General features: G+C 75.1%; 19 protein-coding genes. 12 read left to right on the top strand and 7 right to left on the bottom strand.

Features of this window, described 5'->3' with window-relative positions:
* Positions 1-7 precede the first annotated feature (7 nt).
* Positions 8-886 carry a DMT family transporter gene (locus F7P10_RS12585; protein WP_151009515.1) on the top strand — a complete coding sequence of 293 codons (879 nt, stop codon included), beginning with the start codon at positions 8-10 and terminating at the stop codon, positions 884-886.
* Here F7P10_RS12585 and F7P10_RS12580 read toward each other — a convergent pair.
* The 3 genes from F7P10_RS12580 to F7P10_RS12570 are packed head-to-tail and all read right to left on the bottom strand — an operon-like array spanning position 859 to position 4,193.
* Positions 859-2,094, bottom strand: a complete 1,236-nt coding sequence (locus F7P10_RS12580; RefSeq protein WP_151009514.1) for a glycosyltransferase — start codon at positions 2,092-2,094, stop codon at positions 859-861. The two genes, F7P10_RS12585 and F7P10_RS12580, sit on opposite strands and share 28 nt — an antisense overlap.
* A complete protein-coding gene (locus tag F7P10_RS42275) occupies positions 2,091-2,957 on the bottom strand; it encodes a DMT family transporter (protein ID WP_176611441.1) in 867 nt (288 codons plus the stop codon). Before F7P10_RS42275 ends, F7P10_RS12580 begins: the two co-directional genes overlap by 4 nt.
* 45 nt (positions 2,958-3,002) lie before the next feature.
* The gene (locus F7P10_RS12570; protein ID WP_151009513.1) at positions 3,003-4,193 is read right to left on the bottom strand and encodes an MFS transporter; all 1,191 of its coding nucleotides are present in this window, start codon (positions 4,191-4,193) and stop codon (positions 3,003-3,005) included.
* A gap of 59 nt (positions 4,194-4,252) precedes the next feature.
* On the opposite strand from F7P10_RS12570, the gene F7P10_RS12565 reads away from it, so the two are divergent.
* Both F7P10_RS12565 and F7P10_RS12560 read left to right on the top strand, forming a co-directional pair.
* Positions 4,253-5,233 (top strand): winged helix-turn-helix domain-containing protein, encoded by a 981-nt coding sequence (locus tag F7P10_RS12565; RefSeq protein WP_151009512.1) that lies wholly within the window; start codon positions 4,253-4,255, stop codon positions 5,231-5,233.
* Between the two features lie 11 nt (positions 5,234-5,244).
* On the top strand, positions 5,245-5,853 hold the full coding sequence (locus F7P10_RS12560; protein ID WP_254716568.1) for a class I SAM-dependent methyltransferase: 609 nt from the start codon (positions 5,245-5,247) through the stop codon (positions 5,851-5,853).
* A 1-nt stretch (position 5,854) separates the two neighbouring features.
* Here F7P10_RS12560 and F7P10_RS45055 read toward each other — a convergent pair whose 3' ends face one another.
* Positions 5,855-5,977, bottom strand: a complete 123-nt coding sequence (locus F7P10_RS45055) for a hypothetical protein (RefSeq protein WP_302851464.1) — start codon at positions 5,975-5,977, stop codon at positions 5,855-5,857.
* A 181-nt stretch (positions 5,978-6,158) separates the two neighbouring features.
* Between F7P10_RS45055 and F7P10_RS12555 the strand changes: the two genes are divergently transcribed.
* The 7 genes from F7P10_RS12555 (at position 6,159) to F7P10_RS12525 (ending at position 12,993) form a co-directional block, all read left to right on the top strand.
* Positions 6,159-6,629, top strand: coding sequence for a carboxymuconolactone decarboxylase family protein (locus F7P10_RS12555; protein WP_151009510.1), 471 nt, complete (start codon positions 6,159-6,161; stop codon positions 6,627-6,629).
* 417 nt (positions 6,630-7,046) lie between these two features.
* Positions 7,047-7,757: a TetR/AcrR family transcriptional regulator gene (locus F7P10_RS12550; protein ID WP_254716567.1), complete on the top strand. Its 711-nt coding sequence runs from the start codon at positions 7,047-7,049 to the stop codon at positions 7,755-7,757.
* 192 nt (positions 7,758-7,949) lie between these two features.
* On the top strand, positions 7,950-8,894 hold the full coding sequence (locus tag F7P10_RS12545) for an ABC transporter ATP-binding protein (protein ID WP_151009509.1): 945 nt from the start codon (positions 7,950-7,952) through the stop codon (positions 8,892-8,894).
* Between the two features lie 8 nt (positions 8,895-8,902).
* Complete coding sequence (locus tag F7P10_RS12540) at positions 8,903-10,543, top strand: ABC transporter permease (protein ID WP_151009508.1); 1,641 nt, start codon at positions 8,903-8,905, stop codon at positions 10,541-10,543.
* Positions 10,544-10,870: 327 nt separating this feature from the next.
* Positions 10,871-11,668 carry an SAM-dependent methyltransferase gene (locus tag F7P10_RS12535; RefSeq protein WP_151009507.1) on the top strand — a complete coding sequence of 266 codons (798 nt, stop codon included), beginning with the start codon at positions 10,871-10,873 and terminating at the stop codon, positions 11,666-11,668.
* Positions 11,669-11,722: 54 nt separating this feature from the next.
* Entirely contained in the window at positions 11,723-12,259 is a 537-nt protein-coding gene (locus tag F7P10_RS12530) for a carboxymuconolactone decarboxylase family protein (RefSeq protein WP_151009506.1), read from the top strand.
* A 62-nt stretch (positions 12,260-12,321) separates the two neighbouring features.
* Positions 12,322-12,993 carry a response regulator transcription factor gene (locus tag F7P10_RS12525; RefSeq protein ID WP_151009505.1) on the top strand — a complete coding sequence of 224 codons (672 nt, stop codon included), beginning with the start codon at positions 12,322-12,324 and terminating at the stop codon, positions 12,991-12,993.
* A 5-nt stretch (positions 12,994-12,998) separates the two neighbouring features.
* Here F7P10_RS12525 and F7P10_RS12520 read toward each other — a convergent pair whose 3' ends face one another.
* A complete protein-coding gene (locus tag F7P10_RS12520) occupies positions 12,999-13,475 on the bottom strand; it encodes a hypothetical protein (RefSeq protein ID WP_151009504.1) in 477 nt (158 codons plus the stop codon).
* A 27-nt stretch (positions 13,476-13,502) separates the two neighbouring features.
* Between F7P10_RS12520 and F7P10_RS12515 the strand changes: the two genes are divergently transcribed.
* Complete coding sequence (locus F7P10_RS12515; protein WP_254716566.1) at positions 13,503-14,864, top strand: HAMP domain-containing sensor histidine kinase; 1,362 nt, start codon at positions 13,503-13,505, stop codon at positions 14,862-14,864.
* A gap of 44 nt (positions 14,865-14,908) precedes the next feature.
* Here F7P10_RS12515 and F7P10_RS12510 read toward each other — a convergent pair whose 3' ends face one another.
* Positions 14,909-15,496: a DUF305 domain-containing protein gene (locus F7P10_RS12510; protein WP_218040473.1), complete on the bottom strand. Its 588-nt coding sequence runs from the start codon at positions 15,494-15,496 to the stop codon at positions 14,909-14,911.
* On the bottom strand, positions 15,493-16,302 hold the full coding sequence (locus F7P10_RS12505; RefSeq protein WP_151009503.1) for a lytic polysaccharide monooxygenase: 810 nt from the start codon (positions 16,300-16,302) through the stop codon (positions 15,493-15,495). The genes F7P10_RS12510 and F7P10_RS12505 overlap by 4 nt, the downstream gene beginning before the upstream one ends.
* Positions 16,303-16,803: 501 nt before the next feature.
* Here F7P10_RS12505 and F7P10_RS12495 point away from each other — a divergent pair.
* On the top strand, positions 16,804-17,538 hold the full coding sequence (locus tag F7P10_RS12495; protein ID WP_151009502.1) for a DUF6882 domain-containing protein: 735 nt from the start codon (positions 16,804-16,806) through the stop codon (positions 17,536-17,538).
* Positions 17,539-17,574: the final 36 nt, after the last annotated feature.

The following is a 17,574-nucleotide window of genomic DNA, read 5'->3' as shown; positions in this document are numbered from 1 at the left end:
TTCCCCCGTGTTCGTCGCGATCGCCGCCGCCGTCCTGGCCGGTGCCTGCTTCGCCCTCGCCGGGGTCCTGCAGCAGCGCGCCGCCAGCGCCCGGCCGTCCCGCGAGGCCATGTCGGTGCGGCTGCTCGGCGGCCTCGCCCGCGACCGGACGTGGCTGTGCGGCATCGCGTTCGCCGTCGCCGCCTACGGGTTCCAGATGCTCGCGCTCGCGTTCGGCCCGCTCGCGCTGGTCCAACCGCTGATCGTCAGCGAGCTGGTCTTCGCGATCCCGCTGTCGGTCTGGCTCTACCACCTGCGGATGGGCGCCCGCGAATGGTACGGCGCGCTCGCCGTCGCCGGGGGTCTCGCGGTCGCGCTCGTGGCCGCCGACCCGCGCGGCGGCGAGCGTCCCGTCCCGCTCGGCGAATGGCTGCTGACGCTGACCGCCGTCCTGGCCGGCACCGCCGTCGCCCTCGCCGTCTCCCGCCTCGTCGGGGAGCTGCCCCGCGCGTCCCTGATCGCGCTCGCCGCGGGCCTGGTCATGGGCACCCAGTCGGTGCTGCTCGCGGCCACCGTCGGCAAGATCGAGCGGGGCGCCGTCGCCCTGTTCACGTCCTGGCAGACCTACGTGCTGGTGATCGCCAGCATCGGCGGCCTGGTCCTGATCCAGAGCGCGTTCCAGGCCGGTCCGCTCGCCGCGACCATGCCGGTGATCGACTCGACCGAACCCGCCGTCGCTGTCACCCTCGGCATCCTGCTGTTCGACGAGCGGATCCGCGTCGGTCTGCTGCCGTCCGGCCTGACCGTGCTCGGCATCGCGATCCTGCTCACCGGCATCGCCGCGCTCGACACGTCCCCGCTGCTGCACGCGCTGCACCGTCAGGAGATCGCGCGCCGCACCACCTGACGTCCGGCCGCGCCCTGCCACACGGGCACCAGGTCCTCGGCCAGCACCCGGCCCCACGAGCGGTGGTCCCGCCGGGACGTCGCCAGCGCCGCGCGCCCCATCGCGTCCCGGCGGGCCGGATCGTCGGCGAGCGCCGCGATCTCGCGGGCCCACCCGTCCGCGTCGTCCCGCCGCACCACCACGCCGTCCCGTCCGGGGGCGGCCAGCCACGTCGTCGTCAGCGCCACCTCGGGCAGCACCACCGGCAGCCCGCACGCCATCGCCTCCGCGACCACGTTGCCGATCGTCTCGCTCCACGAGGGGAACGCGAGCAGGTCGCAGCCCGCGTAGACGCGCGCGAGGTCGTCCTGCGGGAGCCTGCCGAGCAGCGTGACCCCGTCGCCGAGCAGCGCCGACAGCGGTTCGGCCGCCGCGCCCGAACCGGCGACGACGAGCCGCGCGTCCCGCCCGTCCGCGCGGAGCCGCCGCACCGCCTCGCCCGCCACCATCACCCGCTTGGACGCGTCCACCCGCCCCGCGAACAGGACGAGCGTCTCCGCGTCCCGCAGCCCGTACCGGGCCGCGAGCCGCGCCCGCGCCGCCGGGTCGGGCCGGAACCGCCCGAGGTCGACGCCCCGCCCGAGCAGCGACACCCGCCCCGCCCCCACGATCGCCTCGACCTCGCCGCGCTCCGGCGCCGTCGCGACCAGGACCCGGTCGCAGGCCCGCAGCAGCCGGTTCCGCCGCCGCCGGGCCGCCGCCGCGGCGGCGTCCGCGAGCGTCCCGGGCACCCGCATCTGCCGCAGGTACGCGGCGGTGAGCAGGGGGACGTCGGTGTGCAGCGAGCACACCATCCCGGGCCGCTCGGGCAGCCGCCGCGCCAGCCGGACCGCGGTCCGGGCGAACGCGAACGAATGCGTCAGATGCCAGACGTCGTGCTTGCGCAGCCGCACCGCCAGCCCCGGATGCCGCGGCGCCAGGTCCGTCGCGTCGACCCCGCCGAGCAGCCGCGCCAGCGGCCGGTTCCCCAATATCGGACGCAACGTGACGAACCGGACCGAGTCCGAGAGCGGTTCGACCCGCTCCCGGTCGCCCAGCACGTAGATCGTGAGATCGATGCCCGGATCGTCCCGCGCCGCCGCCTCCGCGAACCGCTCCCAGCACTTCACGTGCCCGCCCGCCCCGGCGTCCCGCACCAGCTCCACCAGCACCGCGACCGAGGTCCTCATGCCCTTCCCTCCAGCGACCGCTCGTAGGCCACCGCCGCCTTCGCCAGCACCCACACCCCGGCCGTCATGACCAGCAGCGCGACCGCCTCGATCGCCAGCCACTGCGGCGCCACCCGGACGGTGCTGCCCAGCACCCCCAGCCCGATCGCCAGCCCCGCCAGCGGCTCCACCGCCGCCAGCGGCGGGTACGACGCCTCCAGGGGCTCCAGCTTGAACGCGCTCTGCAGCAGCAGCGTCCCCGTCACCGCCACGGCCGCCACCGCGTACGGCGACCAGTGCAGCAGCATCGCGAGCAGCCCGTCGTCGAACAGCCGTCCCATCGCCGTGTCCGTCAGCGCCGACTGCAACCCGAACAGCATCCCGGCCCCCGCGCCCAGCACCGGCGCCTCCTTCTCGGGCGCCAGATGCCGCGCCAGCTTCACCAGCCCGCCCGTGAGCAGCGCGACCAGCCCCACGATCAGCAGCCAGATCCAGATCGGCGCGGCCGTCGCGTCACCCTCCTCCGGACGTCCCGCCACCAGGAACGCGCCGAGCCCGCCCGAGATCGCGATCGCCCCGCCCCACTCCCGCCTGCTCAGCCGCCGCCGCTCCCACGTCGCCGCGATCGGCAGCGCGAACAGCAGCCGCGTCACCAGCAGCGGCTGCACCAGCGCCACCCCGCCCTTGCCCAGCGCGACCGCGCTCAGCACGTTGCCGACCACGGCCGTCCCGACCCCCACCAGCCACAGCCGCTGCCGCGCCAGGTACCAGAGCAGCCGCCAGTGCAGCACCATCCCCTCGGGCGCGCGCGACGCCGCCCGCTGCTGGACGGCCGAACCCAGCCCGAACAGCGCGGCGGCCCCCAAGGCGAGCACGTACACCACGCATCGCCGCTACCCTCACCGACCGTCCGCACACATCACCCTCCGTCATCGACGCAGGTGGTGTCCCAGGACCAGGCACGCGGCGAGCGCCCCGGCGCCGCACAGTGCGATGGCGGAGCCGGGGGCGACGGCCTCGCCGAGCGCGCCTGCCGCGCCGATCCCGGCGGCCTGGCCCGTCATGAGTCCGCTGTTCGCCAGGCCCAGGGCCTGGCCGCGGATCTCCTCGGGCACCGCGTCCACGAGGCGGCGCTGCACCGTCAGCTCGTAGCCCAGCCCGAACGTGCCCGCCGCCATCAGCGCGCAGGCCGCCGGAAGGCCCGGCGCGAGGACGAACGCCAGCAGCGGCGCACCGGTCAGCGCGGCCAGCGGCAGGGTCAGTCGCTCGCGCAGGCCCGGCCGGACCCACCGGCCGACCACGAGGTTCCCCCCGAACATCCCGGCCGCCGCCGCCGACAGCAGCGGCCCGGCCGCGTCCGGGTTCCCCAGCCCGTCCGCGTACGGGACCGCCAGCCCCTCCGACCCGACCGCCAGGGAGATCGGCAGCCAGCCCGCCAGCAGCAGCCCTCGCGTCCGGCGGTCGCCTAGCAGCAGCCGGTTGACCCGCCACGTCTCCCGGGCCGTGCCGGACGACCCTCCGGGGGCCCGCGCCGCCGGGACGTCCGGGAGGCGCAGCCGCGCGAGCGCCGTGGCCACCGCGGCGGACGCCGCCGCGAGCCAGAGCGTGCCCGCCGGGGCGAGCACCGCCAGCAGCAGCCCGCCCGCCGCCTGCCCCGCGATCTGCGCGCCCGCGCTCGTCATCGTGAACATCGAGCGGCCCAGCACGTACCGGTCCCCGGGCAGCAGGGCGGGCAGCCGGGCCTGGACGGTCGCGCCCCCGACCGGCGCGAACACCCCCGCCACGACCAGCAGCGCGATGACCGCCGGCAGCGGCAGCCCGCCCACCGCGAGGACGGCCGTGACCGCGAACCGCAGCAGGTGGAAGCCGGTCAGCAGCCGGCGGGCCGGGACGCGGTCGGCGAGCGACAGCAGCAATGCCGAGCCCACCACGTACGGCAGGATCCCCGCGGCGAAGACGAGCGCCGCGGCGGCGGGCGAGCCCGTCCGCTCGAAAGCCTGGACCGACAGCGCGATCATGCGGACCGAGTCGCCCGCCACCTGCAACGTCTGCAGGGTGAACAGGGTCCGGAACTCCCGGACGCCGAAGACGTCGCGGTACCGGGCGGAGGAGTCGCTCACGAGGGCGACACTGCGCCGCCGGGCCGGTCCGCGGACAATGTTTCGGGGAGGAGCGAAACATGTACCGGATCGAGGTCGGCCCGGCGGATCTCGCGGCGAGCCGCTTCGGCGTCGCACCGCTGCTGGAGACCATGAGCGCGGTCGGCCTGGCCGCCGGCCGCGTCCCCGCCGGGCCGCTGCGACCGTGGACGGCGCGGGCGGCGCCCCGCTACCGGGCGGTCGCCGCGGACCCCACCGTCCGGACGCTCGCGTTCCTGCACCGGCGGCACGGCTACATGGCCGACTTCCTCTGCCCGCCGCCCGGACGAACGAACCTCACGGTCGCCGACCAGCTCGCGACCGTGCGGGCGACGCCGCTCGTCCAGGCCCGGCACGAGATCGCCCGGAACCTGGCGGGCCTGCCGGAACCGGACGCCGCCGTCCGGGCCGTTCTGGACGCGTCCGACATGGTCGAACGCCTGGCCGCCGGGCTCGCCCGCGCCTGGCACGCCCTGCTCGAACCGGACTGGCCGGTGCTGCGGGCGATCGTGGAGGGCGACATCGTCCACCGCGCGGGCCGCCTCGCCGCCCACGGCTGGGCGGCGGCCCTCGACGGCCTGTCGGACCAGGTGCGCTGGCGCGACGGCGCCATCGAGGCCGACGTCCGCGGCGACGCCACCCACCGGCTGGACGGCACCGGGCTGACGTTCGTCCCGGTGGTGTTCTCGGAACTGGGCGTCGCGCTCGAACAGGGCTGGCCGTCCACGCTCATGTACCGCGCCAGGGGAGTGGCGGCCCTCTGGGAGAGCCGGGCGCCGCGCGACGCCGACGCCCTCGCCCGCCTCGTCGGCCGCACCCGGGCGGACCTGCTGCACCTGCTCGCCGAACCGGCGACGACCACCTGGCTGAGCGCGCGGCTCCGGATGAGCCTCGGCGGCGTCGGTGACCACCTCGCGGTGCTGCGCGACTCCGGGCTCGTCACGAGGGAGCGCAGCGGCCGGTCCGTCCTCTACCGCCGCACCGCCCTCGGCGATGTCCTCGCCGGCCGGTCGCGGGCATAGGGTGTCGCGTCGTGAGCGCAGAGACCCGGGACGCCTACGATGCCGTCGCACCCCTGTACGCCGAACTCTTCAGCGACGTCCGGCGGCACCATCCCGTCGACCGCGCGCTCATCGCCGCGTTCGCCGAGACCGTCGAGGGGCCCGTCGCCGACGTCGGCTGCGGGCCCGGCCACTACACCGCCCACCTGCGCGAACTCGGTGCGGACGCGTTCGGTGTCGACCTGTCGCCCGCGATGGTCGCCCACGCCCGCGCGACCTACCCCGGCATCCGGTTCGCCGAGGGCACGATGACCGCGCTCGACGTCCCGTCCGGATCCCTCGGCGGCGTGCTCGCCTGGTACTCGATCATCCACGCGGACCCGGACGGCGTCCCGGCGATCCTCGCCGAGTTCCATCGCGTGCTGGCGCCCGGCGGCCACGTCCTGCTCGGCCTCTTCGCGGGCGCGTCCGCGCCGGAGCCGTTCGACCACAAGGTCGCGCGCGCCTACCGCTGGTCCGCCGACCACGTCGCCGCCCTGCTGCGGGACGCCGGGTTCGAGGAGACGGCCCGGGCGGTGCGGCGCCCCGCGCCCGGCGAGCGGAGCTTCGACCACGCCCACGTCCTCGCCCGCAAGGCCTGAGTCAGCCCAGGAACGGCGGGCCGCCCTGCGTGGACGACCACACCCACACGTAGAGAAGGAACGCGAACCCGAGCAAACCCAACGCCATCGGCCAGTTGGGCCGGTGCACGCGGTGCCTGGCCATGCTCACCACCTCCTTCGAGGACGGGTGTCACCGACCCGGAAAGCGACAATCCCCAACAAAGGCAAACAATTGTCCCCCGGGGGGTGTCCGGCGGGGCGTACATCACATCGCGTGGACGGTCACATTTCGACGCGCGGCTCCGTCATTGCGGTGTCACAGCCGACACGGCAAGGAGATCACCATGGACGCGCGGTTCGACTACTACGGCAACCCGGCCACGGCCAAGTACCTGAAGTACCTCCAGTCGGCGGCCAAGGTCATAGCGGACTCGGCCCTGCCGGCGGCGACGCAGGAACTCGTGAAGATCCGCGCCAGCCAGATCAACGGCTGCGCCGTCTGCACCGACATGCACACCAAGGACGCCGCCCACCAGGGCGAGACCTCGGTACGGATCAACCTGGTCGCGACCTGGCGGGAGGCGGCGGTGTTCACCGGCGCCGAGCGGGCCGCGCTGGAACTGACCGAGCAGGGTACCCGCCTCGCCGACGGCGCGGGCGTCACCGACGAGGTCTGGTCCGCCGCCGCGAAGCACTACGACGACGACCAGCTCGCCGCCCTGGTGTCGCTCATCGCGAACATCAACACCTGGAACCGGATGAACGTGATCGTCCGGCAGCCCGCCGGGGACTACCGGCCCGGACAGTGGGGCTGACCCGGACACCCGGGACGGCTCGCCGCGCCCCCGGCGGCCCGGCCGCCGGGGGCGCGGGCTCGGACCGCCCCCGCGCGGGTCGTCCGTCGTTTGTGCCCGGCGAAGCGAATCGTGCCCAGCGTCGGGGCATGCGGACGATCAAGCGGTACACCGCCGTCGTGGCCGTGCTCGGCGACCCGCGGTTCACCGTCGTCGGTTCGATCCGGGCCGCGACGAGGCCGGCCATCTGGCGTTCGGTGCGGGACGGCGGCCCTGTCCGGGCGCGGCGCACGCCGTGCAGATCGCCGCCGGAGCCATCGAGGGAGGGCGCTGAGCCCCCGGCGCGGCCGGTGGGGTGACAGGGGTGTCACTCTTCGGCCATCCCGCGCGCTGGACGCACGTATTGTGCGCTGGACGTTTGTATTGCATAATCGGGCCATGACCGAGATGCGGGACGCCGAGGAGCTGACGGCGCGTGCCCGCATCCGGGACGCGGCGCTGCGGGAGTTCGCCGAGCGCGGCGTGCAGGGCGCCACGATCCGGGGCATCGCCCGCGCCGCTGGGGTGTCGCCGGGGCTGGTGCAGCACCACTTCGGCTCCAAGGAGGAGCTGCGCCGGGCCTGCGACGAGTACGCGATGGAGATCCTCAAGGGCACGAAGATCGAGGGACTGCGGGGCGGCATGAGCAACCCGCTGTTCCTCTCGACGGCGATGAACACGGCGCTGCCGCTCCAGCGGTACCTGGCCCGCGCGCTCGTGGACGGATCGCAGGGCGCGGCCCGGCTGTTCGACGACATGGTCGAGCTCAGCGAGGAGCTGCTGGACGGCGGGCTTCCCGGCGTGTCGAGGCCGAAGACGTCCGATCCGCACGGCTATGCGGCCGTGATCACGGGGATGACGTTCGGGCTCATCGTGATCCACGAGCACATGTCCCGGGCGCTGGGCGGCGACACGCTCACCACCGAGGGGTATCCGCGGCTGGCGCGGGCGATGCTCGACGTCCTCTCCGACGACCTGCTGGCCCCGGAGGTCATCGAGCAGGCGCGCACCGCCCTGGACGCGGTCGAGACGATGCGGGGCACGGCCGGTCCGCGCATCCCCACCTCGGACGCCGCGGCCCGCAAGGCCGACTCGGATCCGCCCGCCTGACCCGCCCGCTCCCTGTACCTCCGGTCCGCGCGACCCGCCGGACGGCTCGCGCCGCGCGCCCGCGCGGCGGCGGAGCCGTGCCCGCGGACGGCGCGGCGACCGTCCCCGCACGCGCCCGTGCGGTCCCCGGCGACGCCGCCGGGGCGCGCGGCCGTGCACCCCACCCTTCGCACCCGTCACGAGGTGTTCCCGATGACCACTCAGTCCACGACTCCCATCGACGTATCCGGCCTGGTCAAGACGTTCGGCCGGACGCGCGCTCTCGACGGCCTCGACCTGACCGTCCAGGCCGGCGAGGTGCACGGCTTCCTCGGCCCCAACGGCGCCGGCAAGTCGACCACGATCCGCATCCTGCTGGGCCTGCTGCGCCCCGACTCCGGCACCGCCCGGCTGCTGGGCGGCGACCCCTGGCGCGACGCGGTGCGGCTGCACCGCCGCATCGCCTACGTGCCCGGCGACGTCGACCTGTGGCCCAACCTGACCGGCGGCCAGGCCATCGACCTGCTGGCCCGGCTGCGCGGCGGGCTCGACCGGGCGCGCCGCGACGAGCTGTGCGACCGCTTCGACCTCGACACCGCCAAGAAGGGACGGACGTACTCCAAGGGCAACCGGCAGAAGGTCGCCCTGGTCGCGGCGCTGGCGTCGCGCGCCGAACTGCTCGTCCTGGACGAGCCCACCGCGGGGCTCGACCCGCTGATGGAGGCGGTGTTCCAGGAGTGCATCGCCGAGGCCAAGGCGGAGGGGCGGACGGTGCTGCTGTCCAGCCACATCCTCGCCCAGGTCGAGAAGCTGTGCGACCGCGTCAGCATCATCCGGCTCGGCCGGATCGTGGAGAGCGGCGCCCTCGCCGACCTGCGCCACCTGACCCGCACGACCATCGAGGCGGAGACCGAGCGGCAGGTCACCGGGCTGGCCGACGCGCCCGGCGTGCACGGCCTGCGGGTCGAGGACCGGCGGGTGCGGTTCGACGTCGACGCCGAGCACCTGGGCGCCGCCGTCCGCCGGCTGAGCGAGTTCGTCCCGCGCACCCTGATCAGCCGCCCGCCCACGCTGGAGCAGCTGTTCCTGCGGCACTACGGCGACGAGCTCGCCGAGAACGGCGTCCCCGTCGAGGGCGCGGCCGGGGTCGAGTCGTGATGGCCGTCGTGACCGAGACCGCCCCCGCGACGGGACGTGCCGAGAGCGAGAGCACGTTCACCGGCACGGGCGCGCTCGTCCGGTTCATGGTGCGGCGCGACCGGGTGCGGATCCCGGTGTGGCTGCTGGCGCTGGGCCTGAGCACGGCGGCGACGGCGTCGAACCTGACGAGCACGTACACCACCGCCGAGGGCAGGCAGTCGCGCGCGAGCCTGGTGGACAGCCCGGCGGGCGCGGCGTTCAGCGGCCCCGGATACGGGCTCGACGACTACACCTACGGCGCGATGATGGCGAACGAGCTGCTCGGCTTCGTCGCGATCTTCGCGGGGCTGATGAGCGTCCTGCTGGTCGTCCGGCACACCCGCGCGGAGGAGGAGGCCGGACGCGCCGAGCTGGTCCGCGCGGGCGTGGTGGGACGGCACGCGCCGCTCGCCGCGGCGGTGCTCGTGGTGGGCGGGGCGAACGTCGCGCTCGGCGCGCTCGTCACGCTGCTGCTGGGCGGCTCCGGCATCGAGACCGTGACGTGGTCGGGGTCGCTGCTGTTCGGGGCCGGGCTGACCGCGGTGGGGCTGGTGTTCACCGCGGTCGCCGCCGTCACCGCGCAGGTCAGCGAGTACGGGCGCGGCGCGTCCGGGCTCGCCGGGGCGCTGCTCGCCGCCGCGTACACGCTGCGGGCCGTCGGCGACATGGGCGGCGGCGCGCTGTCGTGGCTGTCGCCGATCGGCTGGGCGCAGGCCACGAAGGTCTACGTCGACGACCGGTGGTGGCCGCTGGCCCTCTCGGTGGTGCTGACCGGCGTCCTGCTCGCCGCCGCGTTCGCGCTGGCCACCCGCCGCGACGTGGGCGCCGGGCTGGTGCCGCCGCGGCCCGGACCGCGCACCGCGTCGGCGTTCCTCGGCACCCCGCTCGGCCTCGCGCTGCGGCTCCAGCGGACGAGCCTGGTGTGGTGGGGCGTGTCGATGGCCGGGCTCGGCGCCGTCTACGGGGCGTTCACGGGCGACGTGGAGGAGGCGATCGGCGACAACGAGGCCCTGCAGGAGTGGGTGGCGACGGTCCCCGGGGCGTCGCTGAGCGACCAGTTCGTCGGCGTGATCGTGTCGATGCTCGCGGCGGTCTGCGCGATCCAGGCGATCCTGGCGATGCAGCGGCCGCGCGCCGAGGAGACCGGCGGACGGGCCGAGCCGGTGCTGGCCACCGCCGTGTCGCGGACCCGCTGGCTCGCCGGGCACACCGCCGTCGCGCTGGCGGGCGGCACGCTGATGCTGCTGCTCAGCGGCCTGGGCGCGGGCGCCGTCGGGGCCGTCGTGGTCGGCGACGCCGGGCTGCTGCCGCGGACGGTGGGCGCCGCGCTGGCCTACGCCCCGGCGGTGTGGATCACCGCGGGGGCGGCGCTCGCGCTGTTCGGCCTGGCGCCGCGGGCGCTCGCCCTGGCGTGGGCCGTCGTGGTCTACGCCGTGTTCGTCACGACCTTCGGCGGGCTGCTGCGACTGCCGCAGTGGATGGACGCGCTGTCGCCGTTCGGGCACGTGCCGATGCTGCCGGGCGAGGACATGCGGTGGGCGCCGCTGCTGATCCTGTCGGCGATCGCCGCCGGTCTCGTCGCGGCCGGCTTCGCCGCCTTCCGCCGCCGCGACCTCGACCTGCACTGACCGTCCCGGGGCGTTTCGCCCGGCGGCGAAACGCCCCGGGACCACGGTCGGGGAGGAGAGGACCGATCTCTACCTGCGGCACGACCAGTTCATGGTCTGGCATCGGAAGCGGATCGTGGACGAGGGGACGGCGGACGAGCGGGCACCGGCGCTGCGCGCCGACCCACATCACCGCGGTCTCCCCGGCCCCCGGACGGGCCGTGACCTGCCGCGGCGAACGCCGGACCGACGTTCGCGACGGCCCGTGACGGCCCGTCACGACAGGCTCATGGCCGGGGGGCAAAGGTCCCGGTAAGGTCGCCCCGACATCCGCGACGAGGAGGCCGCATGCCCCCCGATGAGCGCTTCCGCACCGACCGGCCGGTCTCCGCACGCGTCTGGGACTACTGGCTGGGCGGCAAGGACCACTACGAGGTCGACCGCGAGACCGGCGAGCGGGTCGCCCGGGACGTGCCCGGCATCGTGTCGGCCGCCCGCAGCGACCGGCTGTTCCTCGGCCGGTGCGTCCGGCACCTCGCCGGGGACGCGGGCGTCCGGCAGTTCCTCGACGTCGGGACGGGCCTGCCGACGGTCGACAACACGCACGAGATCGCGCAGCGGGTCGCGCCCGAGAGCCGGGTCGTGTACGTGGACAACGACCCGCTCGTCCTCGCGCACGCGCGGGCGCTGCTCGCGGGCACGCCCGAGGGCGCGACCGACTACGTCGACGCCGACGTCCGCGACCCCGAGCGCATCCTGGGCGAGGCCGCGCGCACGCTCGACTTCGGCCGTCCGGTGGCGCTGATGATGCTCGCGCTGCTGCACTTCGTGCCGGACGACGGCGAGGCGCGGCGCATCCTGCGGACGTTCACCGACGCGCTGGCCCCCGGCAGCTTCGTCGCCCTCTCGCACGCCTGCCTCGACGTGGACGTGACGCGCGCCGCGACGGACGCGTGGAACTCCAGCGGCACGCCGCAGCTCATCCGGGCGCGGACGGCCAAGGAGATCGAGGCGCTGTTCGACGGGCTGGACCTGGTGGAGCCCGGGGTGGTGTCCTGCCCCCGCTGGCGTCCCGAGCCCAGCCCGTGGGGCGAGCCGCCGGAGACCATGACCTTTTGTGGAGTGGCGAGAAAACTACCCTCCTGACGCCGGGACGGGGCAGGATCGGGCGATACGGAAATGCCCGGCGGGAGGCAGGATTTGGCGCACATCGACCTGGACGACGGTATCCCGGGGCTCCCCTCGCTCCTGCGGTTCCGCCCCGAGACGGCCGGGCCGCTCTCGGTGCTCGCCGAGGCGCTGCTGCGCGGCCCCGGCCCGCTGGAGCGCGGCGAGCGCGAGCTGATCGGCGCGTACGTGTCCGAGCTGAACGGCTGCCGCTACTGCGCCGGCACCCACGGCGCCTGCGCCGCCGCGCAGCTCCCCGACGGGGCCGCGCTGGTCGAGCGGGTGCACGCCGACCCGTCCACGGCGCCCGTCTCCGACCGGCTGCGGGCGCTGCTGGCGATCGCGGCGGCCGTGCAGAAGGGCGGGCGCGAGGTCGGCGAGGCCCACGTGGCGGCCGCCCGCGCCGCCGGCGCGACGGACGTCGAGATCCACGACACCGTCCTGATCGCCGCGGCGTTCTGCATGTACAACCGGTACGTGGACGGTCTCGCGACGGCCGTCCCGGCCGACCCGGCCGACTACGCGCGCTTCGCCGAACGGCTCGTCGCCCAGGGCTACGCCGCCCGCTGAGCTCGGCGCCGACCCGCACGAACGATCGCCGTGAACGCGAGGCTTGTTCTATTTTGGCCGCCATGGCGATGGTTCTGTTGGTCGAGGACGACGAGATCGTCCGGCAGGCGCTGATCCACGAGCTGACCGACCTCGGGCACGCCGTGCACAGCGTCGCGCGCGCCCTGGACGCGCTGCGCGAGGCGACCGGCGGCTACGACATGATCGTGCTCGACCTCGGTCTGCCCGATCTCGACGGCGGTGAGGCCCTGAAGATGATGCGCGCGGTGACCGACACCCCCGTGATCATCGCGACCGCGCGGGACGACGAGCGCGAGATCGTCCGGCTGCTGCGCTCGGGCGCCGACGACTACATGGTCAAACCGTTCTCCGGCGACCAGCTCGACGCGCGCATCCAGGCCGTCCTGCGCCGGACGCGGGCGAACCCGCCGCCGGACGTCCTGGAGGTCGGCGGGCTGCGCATCGACCTGGACGCGCGCCGCGCCGACCTGGACGGCGCCCCGCTGCGGCTCACCCGCCTGGAGTTCGACCTCCTCGCGTTCCTCGCCGCCCGCGCGGGCCGCGTGGTGCGCCGCCGGGAGGTCCTCGCCGAGGTGTGGCGGCAGGCGAACGGCGACGACCAGACCCTCGACGTCCACATGTCGTGGCTGCGCCGCAAGCTCGGGGAGACCGCCGCGCGGCCCCGCTACCTGCACACGGTCCGCGGCGTCGGCGTGATGCTGACGGCGCCGTGATGCGGTCAGTACTCGTAGACCTGGACGAGCGTCGGATGGTCGTGCCAGCTCGCGATCACCGAGGAGCCGTGCTCGCCGTCGGTCAGCTCGACCCGCAGCCAGGTGTCCTGCCGCCATTCGCGGACCTCGAACCCCTGCTCGGGGGAGGCGGACACGAGCCGCGCACCGTGCTCGCGCAGCTCCAGCACCACCCGTCCCGAGCGGACAGCGTAGGTGCGCGTCCGGCCGTCCGGCGACGGCGCCGCGGACGACCGGCCGGGGGACGGCGTGGCTGACGGGCCCGGCGTGAGCGTCTCGCGCTGCGCCGGCGCGGGCGTGCTCGCGGGCGGGGGCGCGGGCGGCCGTCCGGTCCGGGCCGGCACCGCCGCCACCGGAGCGTCGCCGAGCGCCGTGCCGCCGATGGCGTGCTGCACCCCCCACCAGCTCACCGCGAGCCCCGCCAGCGTCGCCGTGCACCACGCGGCCGCGAACCGTATCCGCATGACCGCCATTATCGCCGGAGCGTCCCGATGAGCGACCACCCCGACGAGCCCCGCGCGTCCCGCACCGGTGGGATGCGCGGCACCCTCGCCCTCGTCGCGTTCGCCGTCACCACCATGGTCGCCGTGTCCTTCCTGCTCCCGCTCTGCCTCGTGGTGAAGCAGATGGCCCGCGACCGGGCGCTCACGGGCGCCGAACGCCAGGCGGCGTCGCTCGTCCCGGTCCTGGCGATCACCACCGCCCCGGACGCCCTCGCCGACGCCGTCGCGTCCACCGAGGCCGGCGCGGACGGGCGCCTCGCGGTGCACCTGCCCGGCGGCACCGTCGGGACGCCGCGCGCCGCGCCCGCCGACGTCGCCGCCGCCCGCGACCGCGGCCGGGCGTTCCCCGCCGAGCTGCGCGGCGGGCAGGTGCTGCTGCGGCCGGTGGTGCGGGACGGCGCCCCCACCGCGGTCGTCGAGGTGTTCGTCCCGCGCGCGGAACTGTCCCGCGGCGTGACCGAGGCGTGGGTGACGCTGGCCGGTGTCGCGGTCGCGCTCGGCGCCGTCGCGGTCGCGATGGGGGACCGGCTCGCCACCCGCGTCGTCCGGTCGTCGCGCCGCCTCGCCGCCGCGGCCGGCCGGGTCGGCGCCGGCGACCTCGACGTCCGGGTGACCCCGGACGGCCCCCGCGAGCTGCGGGCCGCCGCGACCGCGTTCAACACCATGGCCGAGCAGGTCGCGGGACTGCTGGAGACCGAACGCGAGACCGCCGCGGACCTGTCGCACCGGCTCCGCACCCCGCTGACCGGGCTGCGCCTCAGCATCGACGGCCTCGTCGCCAACCCCGGCGACCCCGACCGGCTGGAGCGCGGCCGGGAGGCGCTCGCCCGGCTGGAGGGCGAGATCGACGCGCTCATCACCACCGCCCGGCGGCCCCGCCCGCAGGCCGCCGGGTGCGACGCCGCCGACGTCGCCCGCGAGCGCCTCGGGTTCTGGTCCGCGCTGGCCGAGGACCAGGACCGTCCGCACCAGCTCATCGCCCCGGACGGCCCGGTGCCCGTGCCGGTCGCGCGCACCGAGCTGGTCGCGGCGATCGACGCGCTGATGGGCAACGTGTTCCGGCACACCCCGCGCGGCGCCGGGTTCACCGTGACCGTCCACCGCGGACGGCACTCGGTGGGCCTGCTGTTCGCCGACGCGGGCCCGGGGATCGCCGACGAGCGGGCCGCGCTGCGCCGCGGGACGAGCGGTGCCGGGTCCACCGGCCTCGGCCTGGACATCGCCCGCCGCCTCGCCGACGCCACCGGCGGCGGCCTGCGCGTGGACCGCTCCCCGCAGCTCGGCGGCGCCCGCATCCAGATGTGGCTCCGCACCGAACCCGCGGAACGGACGAAACGGTCACGGCGCTGAACACGGCGCCCCCCGCGTTCGACCGACGCGGGGGACGCCGGTCTCTAGGCGTTCAGCAGCCCGAGCATCTGCCGGATCTGATCCGTGCGGGACTCCCGGACCCGTTGGGCGAACGCCTTCGCGTCCGGGTTCCCGCCCTCCGCCAGCTCCGTCCGCGCCATCTCGACGGCGTTGTGCTGGTGGGCGATGAACAGGTTGAGGAACGCCTTCTCGAACGCCGTCCCCTTCGCGCGCTTCAGCGACTCGATCTCCTCGGCGCCGGTGGCGGGCGCCGCGCCGTGCTCCGCGTGGGGCCCGTGGGCGTGCCCGTGCCCGGCCTCCAGCGGCTTCGACCACGCCTGCAGCCACGCGATCATCCGCTCGGCCTCCTCGGTCTGCGTCGCCTTCACGGCCGCCGCGAGGACCCGCACCTCCTCGCTCGGCGCCCGCTCGGCCGCCAGCCCCGCCATCTCGAGGCCCTGCCGATGGTGCGCGATCATCATCTGCAGGAACATCACGTCCCCGTCGTTGTGCTTCGCCGCCGGGGTCGCGGCGCTCACCGGCTTCCCGTTCGCCTCACCGCCACCGCACGCCGTCATCAGCAGCGGCGCGAGGACGGCGGCCGCGATCAGCGCTCCGCGCCGGCCGTTCACAGCGGCAGCCAGAGGGCCAGGGTGAACTGCGAGGGCTCCCAGCTCCGGATGGAACGGTGCGCCTGCCGGCAGCGGTACTTCTCGCCCCCGTAGGTCACGACGTCCCCGGCCTTGTACGACCGCCCGACCTTCCAGGCGTCCCCGCCCGCGGACGGCTCCGGCTGCGGGGCCGGGCCCGTGGGCGGCCCGGCGGTCGGCTCCGCCGACGGTTCCGCCGTGGGCCCGTCCGTCGGCTCGGGCTCCTCCGTCGGCGCGGTGGTCGGCGGCGCGGTGGTCGGCGGTGCGGTCCCGGAGCCGCCGCCGATGTTCACGTCGACGCAGCTGTAGAACGCGTTCGCGGTGTCGCCGATGTTCCACACGGCGAGCACGGTCCGCCGTCCCGAGAGGCCGCTCAGGTCGACCTTGTGGTTCACGACCGAGCCCGGCAGTTCGTTGTTGCCGGCGAACGACCCCACGAGCTTGTCACCGACGTAGTACCGCCAGTCGGCCGTGCGGTGCCGGGCGGTGATGACCCAGTTGAACGTGACGCTCGACCCGACGGCCGTCGCGGGCCAGTTCCGGCTCTCGTCCGACAGGGCCGAGAACTGCTGGTTCCCGCCGTCGCAGCTCCGCAGCCCCTTCGGACCCTCGACGCTCTGCGGCTCGTACTGGATCGGCCCGCAGCCGGACACCGTCCCGGTCGCGCACAGCGCCTGCCGGCTCGGCGGCGAGGAGACGTAGCCGTGGGCCGATGCCGGGCTCGCGACGAACAGCGTCGACCCGACGGCCGCGAGACCGGCGAGGGGATACGCGACGATCCTGCGCATGGAGACCTTCCCGTTGTGTCGTCCGTCGGCCACCGGACGTCCGGCGGCCGCGATGCCGTCGGGACGCTAACGACCCCCGCCCTAAAGGCTCCTTAACGGCTCTCGAAACCCTGCTGAAGGTGTCACGGCGGTGAACGCCCGCCCGAGCGAGCATTCAGGGCATCCAACGGCGGCGAGTTCGGCCGCGTCGGCTCCGCCTGGCTGAAGTGGCGCCTGAAGGGCGACGCCGCCGCCGGGTCCCTGTTCACGGGCGCGAACTGCGGCCTGTGCAACACCGAATGGGACATCCAGCGCCGCAACATGTGACCCGACAGGCGGGCGGCCGTCCAGGCCGCCCGCCGCGGGCGCGACTCAGGGGCGAACCGCCACGGACGGCAACGGCGAGTGCTGCCGGGATGGGGTGAGGAGACTGCGGTCGGCGCGCTCCTCGCGGGCCCCGATCGGTGGCATTGACCCGCATTCGTCCACGTCAGCCCCGTTCGGGACGCTAGCCTGCCCGTCATGTCCGAAGTGATCACACTCGCCAACGTGCTCGACGACGCCGCGCTCTTCTCGCTCGAACACCAGGTGCAGCTGGAGGAGGTCGTCGGCGACCACAACTGGAACGCGAACCTGCAGGAAGAGCGGTTCGTGTTCAGCGGGAGCCGCGAGCTGGTCTGCAGCCGCGTCCACCTGCTCGGCAGCGCGGCGCCCGGACCGCAGTCGTGGCTGTGGGCGTGGGCGAACCCCGCCGGCTATCCCGAGTCGCTGACCGCCCACTCCGTCCGGGTCCGCGACTTCGGGCGGCAGCACGGCATCCAGCAGCTGGCGGACGCCGAAGTCCCGTTCGGGACGCTGCCCGGCACGCCCGCGGACCCGGGGTTCGAGCCCGTCCGCGTCACCGGGGCGCTGCTGGACGCGGCCAAGGCCGTCTCGGGCTGCTGGACCTCCTACCACGCCGACGTCGGCGGGGGCACCCGTGCCGCGTTCCTGATCGAGCACCCCGAGTTCCAGCTTCCGGCACCCGCCTTCCCGCGCGTCATGCGCGTCCTCCAGCAGGCCGTCGCCGAGGTGCCGATGAGCGACGCCCGGCGGGCGATCCACAGTTACGCGCGATGGCGAGGGCTCGGCGCCGCGTTCACCCCCGACCACGCCAAGCTCACCATCACCGGGCCGGACTTCACGATCGGCGTCGAGTTCGACCAGTACAACCGGGTCGGGGAGATCAGCGCGCGATCCGGAGCCGAAACGATCTGACCAATTCGGTCGAATGCGGTCGCCCGGAACCGAACA

Source organism: Actinomadura sp. WMMB 499 (assembly GCF_008824145.1).
GTDB lineage: Bacteria > Actinomycetota > Actinomycetes > Streptosporangiales > Streptosporangiaceae > Spirillospora.
This window is presented reverse-complemented; position numbering and strand designations above follow the sequence as displayed.

Coding starts and splice junctions, on each gene's coding strand:
- F7P10_RS12580 (WP_151009514.1), bottom strand. CDS start 2,094: ATGAGGACCTCGGTCGCGGTGCTGGTGGAGCTGGTGCGGGACGCCGGG.
- F7P10_RS12565 (WP_151009512.1), top strand. CDS start 4,253: ATGTACCGGATCGAGGTCGGCCCGGCGGATCTCGCGGCGAGCCGCTTC.
- F7P10_RS45055 (WP_302851464.1), bottom strand. CDS start 5,977: ATGGCCAGGCACCGCGTGCACCGGCCCAACTGGCCGATGGCGTTGGGT.
- F7P10_RS12555 (WP_151009510.1), top strand. CDS start 6,159: ATGGACGCGCGGTTCGACTACTACGGCAACCCGGCCACGGCCAAGTAC.
- F7P10_RS12550 (WP_254716567.1), top strand. CDS start 7,047: ATGACCGAGATGCGGGACGCCGAGGAGCTGACGGCGCGTGCCCGCATC.
- F7P10_RS12545 (WP_151009509.1), top strand. CDS start 7,950: ATGACCACTCAGTCCACGACTCCCATCGACGTATCCGGCCTGGTCAAG.
- F7P10_RS12535 (WP_151009507.1), top strand. CDS start 10,871: ATGCCCCCCGATGAGCGCTTCCGCACCGACCGGCCGGTCTCCGCACGC.
- F7P10_RS12525 (WP_151009505.1), top strand. CDS start 12,322: ATGGCGATGGTTCTGTTGGTCGAGGACGACGAGATCGTCCGGCAGGCG.
- F7P10_RS12520 (WP_151009504.1), bottom strand. CDS start 13,475: ATGCGGATACGGTTCGCGGCCGCGTGGTGCACGGCGACGCTGGCGGGG.
- F7P10_RS12515 (WP_254716566.1), top strand. CDS start 13,503: ATGAGCGACCACCCCGACGAGCCCCGCGCGTCCCGCACCGGTGGGATG.
- F7P10_RS12505 (WP_151009503.1), bottom strand. CDS start 16,302: ATGCGCAGGATCGTCGCGTATCCCCTCGCCGGTCTCGCGGCCGTCGGG.
- F7P10_RS12495 (WP_151009502.1), top strand. CDS start 16,804: ATGTCCGAAGTGATCACACTCGCCAACGTGCTCGACGACGCCGCGCTC.